The 2,817-nt window shown below is 27.4% G+C and carries 3 protein-coding genes; 1 reads left to right on the forward strand and 2 read right to left on the reverse strand.

The genetic code is table 11. From position 1 onward, the window contains the following. On the reverse strand, positions 1-784 hold a 784-nt coding region (locus tag ACIQZ1_RS09580; protein ID WP_396160836.1), incomplete at its 3' end, for a hypothetical protein. Next, positions 781-1,332 (reverse strand): hypothetical protein, encoded by a 552-nt coding sequence (locus ACIQZ1_RS09585; protein ID WP_396160838.1) that lies wholly within the window; start codon positions 1,330-1,332, stop codon positions 781-783. The genes ACIQZ1_RS09585 and ACIQZ1_RS09580, both read right to left, overlap by 4 nt. 512 nt (positions 1,333-1,844) lie before the next feature. On the opposite strand from ACIQZ1_RS09585, the gene ACIQZ1_RS09590 reads away from it, so the two are divergent. After that, positions 1,845-2,817, forward strand: a 973-nt coding sequence (locus ACIQZ1_RS09590; RefSeq protein WP_396160840.1) for a tyrosine-type recombinase/integrase, incomplete at its 3' end; no start/stop codon positions are given.

Genomic DNA, 2,817 nt, shown 5'->3' on the forward strand with positions numbered 1-2,817 from the left:
ATCCTGGAACAGTTGGCAAATCAGCTGTTCCTCCTAAATCACCAGCCAATTTAATTTTTCCTTTTGTAACCGCATCGGCATCGGCAATAGTAGCTGTAGCTACTTGAGCATCTACGTAGGTTTTTACCGCATTTTGAGATGGGTATAAGACATCACTTGTACCCAAAGTTGTATTAGTCGATTTATTCGCTATGTTTTCTTTTGTGTCTAAAGCTGTTTGAGTTGCGATTGAAATGGGTTTATTATTATCTGAAGTATTATCAACATTATTAATTTGTAAATTAATTTTAGCATCTGCCAAATTTGTGGCACCTGTACCTCCATTTTGAATTTCGACTACACCCGAAACACTATTTGCTGTAACTGCTGCATAAGCAAAAGGAACTGCCGAAAGTGGATTATCACTTAATACAATGAATTGCTGACATGTGCCATTAACATCTAATTGCACTTTTAATTTTTTGGTATTTGTATTCCAAACAATTGCATTGAAAGAACTTGCATATCCTCCTGTTTGATTTCCAGTACCAATGATCAGATTAACCATACCGAATTCATCAGTAGTTGTTTGAATAACTTCTTGATATTCAATTTGCGTAAGATTATCAATTAATGAAAATTGTAAACAAATCGATTTATTTGACATCGGAGATTTTTGAATATCAACACCCGGAATATTTTGTCCATTAGGATGGTATATTACTGCTTGATAGGTGATTCCACTTGTTTGTGCATAGAAAAACGAAGTGCAAAATAAGGCAATTAAGTAAACTATTTTTCTCATAAATGTTTGTCTTTATTCAATTCGAAATAACCTCCAAAAAGGATTTGGAACGTATTAAATGATACTTTATCTGATGTAGGATTTAATGAAATACTTTTTGCTACATTACAACCTAAACTTAAATAACCCGTTTTAGAAATGTAATATTTAGCATCTAATCCTAAAACAGGTTGCAAGATTAATCCTGAAAAATCTTTATTGTTTGTTAGATTAAATGTTGAATTATTTAATTGTTGTTTTCCATAAATTATGGTTGACATATTTAAACCTGCTTTCGCGCTAATGAAAAAGTAAAAAGAATCAAAAAACTGATAATTAACCGCATTTTGCAAACCAATATAAGAGGTTTTATAATCTAAATTATTTGATTTAGACTCACTTGTTCCGTTATAATCGTTAAGTGTTATGCTTGCTAAATAAGAAAAATCTTTAAATTTTAATGGCAAGGCATAACCTAACTCATAACTACTACCCGTTCCGTTAATTTTAATTTTATCTGCAAATGGCGTATTATTTTTATAAGAAAATGAAGAATAATTTTTTCCCATTTTAAAGAAAACACCTTGAGAATAAAGACTTCCCGAGAGTAATAAAAGAATTAAAAAAACATATTTTTTCATAAGAATATTAAATTGTAGACAACTAAATTTTCTTAAAAAATTAGTCATCAAAATTAAGGGCGCAAGATAAAAAAAAATGTCGAACTAATTCTACAAAAACAATAAAATATTAGTATAAATTTATGCATAATGTTCACAATTCATTATTGCATTTATTGAAGCGAGAAAGAAAATTTTAAGCAAAAAAAATCCCAAAACATATAATTTCAATGTTTTGGGAATAATTTGTGACCTCGTCTGAATGTTATTCTTTAAAGGTTTTTTATGATTTTATTGGCTTTGTAGCGGTTTTATTGGTGCTTTGAAAAAGTTGTTTTTCAAAAAAGTGGACACAAAATGCCAAAATAGGACCTAAATGGACACAAAAATGGTCACACGAATTGGATAAAAAACAACTCATTTATAACTTTAAAAAAAGTAACAATTAAATTTTTTAAAGTATGAAAACGAAATTTTATCTTCGTAAAGGTAGTGAAAAAAGTACTATCCAATTTGAGTTTAGACACGGAAAAAATGCAAGATTTAGAGCATCAACCAATTTTGTAATTAATTCCGATAAAGATTGGGATAGTAACAAACAAAAAATGAAGTTACCCTCTTCAACATTCAATGCAAAACTTATTAATAGTAAGTTATCGGAATTTGAAAATCAATTAAATGATTTACTGTACAAAGAAAATGAAAAGGACTTAGAAATTGATACTATAAAAAGTATGTTTGCAAAAGTATTTGACATTTTTGAAAAACCAAAATCAAAATTTCAAAGTAATCCTTTTAACGAAAATCAAAAAGATTTAGATACCAACAAAGATTTCATAAAATATTACGAATGGTTTTTAGAATTTTACTCAAAAAACAATTCACCATTTTCAAAAAAAATACTTACTAAAGGAACTTTAAATACTCTAAAAAGTTCTTTAAATGTTGTTAAAAAGTTCTTGATTTATAAGAAAATAAAAAACTTAAATTTTGACGATATTAATAGGGGTTTTTACAATGAATTTATTGACTATTTAACCAATGAAAAAAAATATACCAAAAACTATATCGGGACAGTAATTCAAAAACTAAAAACAGTTATGGGATATGCATATGATGAAGATAAACATACTAATCTAGAATTTAAGAAAAATTATTTCTCAAAGGTAACTGAGGTTATAAATCACCCCTATTTAAATCAAGATGAATTATTGAGAATTGAAAATTTAGTTTTAAATGATGAAGAACTAAATATTACTAGAGATATCTTCCTAATAGGATGTAATACAGGATTGCGTATTGGCGATTTATTAAACTTCTTGAAAAAACCTGAAATAATTACACAAGATGAAACTCAATTTATTCGTATTAAACAATCTAAAACTTCAAATTTTGTTGTTATACCAATCAATTCTGTTATTAAAAGAATTTTAG

Origin of the sequence: Flavobacterium sp. (genome assembly GCF_044341185.1) — a bacterium.
Taxonomy (GTDB): domain Bacteria; phylum Bacteroidota; class Bacteroidia; order Flavobacteriales; family Flavobacteriaceae; genus Flavobacterium.

Excerpts from the sequence above, each read along its gene's own strand:
- ACIQZ1_RS09585 (WP_396160838.1), bottom strand. The coding sequence starts at position 1,332 with ATGGGAAAAAATTATTCTTCATTTTCTTATAAAAATAATACGCCATTT.